This is a genomic window from Sphingobium sp. IP1, assembly GCF_002708645.1.
GTDB classification, from domain to species: Bacteria; Pseudomonadota; Alphaproteobacteria; order Sphingomonadales; family Sphingomonadaceae; genus Sphingobium; species Sphingobium yanoikuyae.
Genome location: NZ_NOIW01000229.1, coordinates 1 through 2,582, shown reverse-complemented (window position 1 = coordinate 2,582; position 2,582 = coordinate 1). Strand labels below are relative to the sequence as shown.

The 2,582-nt window shown below is 63.2% G+C and carries 4 protein-coding genes; 2 read left to right on the top strand and 2 right to left on the bottom strand.

Annotated features, from left to right (window positions below; genetic code table 11):
- Positions 1 to 220: 220 nt before the first annotated feature.
- Positions 221 to 586, bottom strand: a complete 366-nt coding sequence (locus tag CG471_RS30450) for a hypothetical protein (protein WP_143560323.1) — start codon at positions 584 to 586, stop codon at positions 221 to 223.
- Positions 587 to 1,031: 445 nt separating this feature from the next.
- On the opposite strand from CG471_RS30450, the gene CG471_RS29580 reads away from it, so the two are divergent.
- Both CG471_RS29580 and CG471_RS29575 read left to right on the top strand, forming a co-directional pair.
- Entirely contained in the window at positions 1,032 to 1,664 is a 633-nt protein-coding gene (locus CG471_RS29580) for an NAD(P)H-dependent oxidoreductase (RefSeq protein WP_048939574.1), read from the top strand.
- A 134-nt stretch (positions 1,665 to 1,798) separates the two neighbouring features.
- Positions 1,799 to 2,137: a hypothetical protein gene (locus tag CG471_RS29575; protein WP_099234636.1), complete on the top strand. Its 339-nt coding sequence runs from the start codon at positions 1,799 to 1,801 to the stop codon at positions 2,135 to 2,137.
- Positions 2,138 to 2,259: 122 nt separating this feature from the next.
- Here the strand turns inward: CG471_RS29575 and CG471_RS29570 are convergent.
- Positions 2,260 to 2,582: tetratricopeptide repeat protein (locus CG471_RS29570; RefSeq protein ID WP_373562083.1), on the bottom strand; the 323-nt coding region annotated here is incomplete at its 5' end.

Sequence of the window (2,582 nt, the reverse complement as noted above, 5' to 3'; positions counted from 1 at the left end):
GATTTTCGCGTGGAAACGCGGAGACGCGGAGAAGGAAAGGGTGGGTTGCGGACAGGTCCTTATCCCGTCATGCCAGCGAAGGCTGGCATCTCTCTGTTCTTCTCAGAACCCAGAAGGAAGTGAGATCCCAGCCTTCGCTGGGATGACGAAGTGGGTGGGAAGTGGAATGGCGGCTTTTGAGGGCTCATGAGTAATAAGCCGCCATATTGAGACGGACGATCTATAACAATTCGTGCAGCGGGGGCACTGGCATATGGTCCGCGCTCGAAGCAAGTAGGGTACTTGATTGGCCCTTCACATATCGCAGTTCAAGATGGCCATGATCAATGCCATCCTCAATTTTCCGTGCCCCGTCCAAAACGCAAAGCAACCCAAATGCGGTGGCGTGAACGGCATGACTTGCAACATATTCTAGGTGGGCACGCTCCCCAGCCGAAAGCGCACTTATCCAGGCTGCACGCTTTTTCTGGTCATCGGATTGGTTTCGGCCTGATGGTTTTTCAGCCTGTGCAATGGCATCCCTTGCGGCATCATCTGTCACAACGTGACGCAATAATTCTACAAGGGTGGCGGCTTCCATAAACATCTCGCAACTCAGATCCTGAGCATCAAATGATGGCAGGTTTGAGGGACGCGCGAAAGTATAAGCTCCGTCTTGTATTGGTCGTTCTAGGCCCTCCTCCCCTGTAAGGGGAGGTGGCTGGCCATAGGCCAGACGGAGGGGTGTCTCCCTCTCGATAGGGCGACACCCCTCCACCACTTCGTGGTCCCTTCGGCAGAGGCACGTGCCTCTGCCGAACCTTGCAGGGGAGGATTTTACCGCCGCAATTGGTGGTTAGCCGTCAAAGCTCGCAATGACGGGAGATGGTCGCTTTCAGGCCATCCTTGCCGTGCCGGGGAGGAATAGGCCAAGGATGGGTGGCACAATATTTGGTTTCAATATGAGACCTTTATTTCCATGCGCGCGGGCGCTACATCGGAGCGTCATGGGCCGGGCTTAGGCTGGCGCCGTTGCAAGATAAGGATTTTTCATGCTGATCGACCGTCTGAACTGGCGTTATGCCACCAAGAAGATGAACCCGGACAAGCTGGTGGCCGAGGACAAGGTGGAGCGCATCCTGGAGGCGGTGCGGCTGGCGCCGACGTCGAGCGGGTTGCAGCAGTTCGAGGTGATCGTCGTCACCAACAAGGAATTGCGGGCGAAGATCCGGGCGATCGCCTGGGACCAGGCGCAGGTGACCGACGCGTCGCATCTGGTCGTCTTTGCCGCCTGGGACAATTATACCGCCGACCGGATCAACGGCATGTTCGACCTGGTCAATGACGAGCGCGGTTTCCGCAACGAGGGCTGGGAAGCCTATCGCCAGATGCTGCTCAACACCTATCCGCAGCGCGACGCGCAGACCAATTTCGAACATGCCGCGCGCCAGGCCTATGTCGGCCTTGGCATCGCACTGACCGCCGCCGCCTTTGAAGAGGTGGACGCGACGCCGATGGAGGGCTTCGACCCGGCCGCGCTGGACGAGATACTGGATCTGCGGGCGCGCGGGCTGCGTTCGGTGGTGATGATGCCGCTGGGCTATCGCGCGGACGAGGGCGACTGGCTGGTCAATCTGAAGAAGGTGCGCCGCCCGGCCGCCGACTTCATCTCGCGCATCGATTGATGGCGCCCGGATAGGGATTAACCGCAATAGGCGGCGGTCCGTGACGGCCCTTATATGGGGCTGTGGACAAGGAGGATGGGCGCCGGAACAAGGCGCTCTCCTGCTTCGTTTCGCACCGATCAGGAGTGACGGACATGAAGATGGTCAGGATGATCGCGGCGGTGGCCGCTGTTACGATGGTGGCAACCCCGGTGCTGGCGGCGAGCCTGAACAGCAAGGACCGGGCGCGGGTGGCGCGGGCCAATCCGCGCGATCGCGACGATGTGCGCTATTGCCTGCTCCAGGGCAAGAAGGGCCGCGACAAGGGCACTGCGATCGGCGCGGGCGTGGGCGCGGGCGCGAGCATCATCGCCGGCGGCGGCGTGGGCGAGACGGTGCTGGCCGGCGCCGGCGGCGCGGCGGCGGGCCGGATCATCGGCAAGGGATCGGGCACCAATTCCCGCTGCGATGAGGTGCTGCGGCGGAACAGATGATCCGGGCGTGAGGCCGGACGAAAGGGGCGCGGATTTCCGCGCCCCTTTTCGTGGGCGACGTCAGAGGCTGGCGGCGAGCGCGCGCAGGGCGGCGTGGGGCGAGGCGGTAAGATGGTCGCGCATCATGGTGCGGAAGGCGGGGGTGGCGCTGGTCGCGGCGGTCTGCATCCAGTGGGCGGCGGCGGCGATGTCGCCGGCGTCGGCCAGCAGCCGGGGGAGGTGACCGGATCGACCGGCGTGCCCCAGCCCTTTTCATGGCAGCGGCCGACCATGTTGATCGCCATCACGTGGCCCGACGCGGCGGCGAGGCCGAACTGGCGGAAGGCTTCGGCCGGGTCGGCGGCGACGCCCTGACCGTCAAGCAGCAACTGGCCATAATAGGCCTGGGCGTCGGGCAGGCCGGCGTCGGCACCGGCGCGGATCAGCGCGGCGGCGGCTTCTGGCG

What these genes read in the sequence shown, in the direction of transcription:
- CG471_RS30450 (WP_143560323.1), bottom strand. Translation starts at nt 586, where the DNA reads ATGTTTATGGAAGCCGCCACCCTTGTAGAATTATTGCGTCACGTTGTG.
- CG471_RS29580 (WP_048939574.1), top strand. Translation starts at nt 1,032, where the DNA reads ATGCTGATCGACCGTCTGAACTGGCGTTATGCCACCAAGAAGATGAAC.
- CG471_RS29575 (WP_099234636.1), top strand. Translation starts at nt 1,799, where the DNA reads ATGAAGATGGTCAGGATGATCGCGGCGGTGGCCGCTGTTACGATGGTG.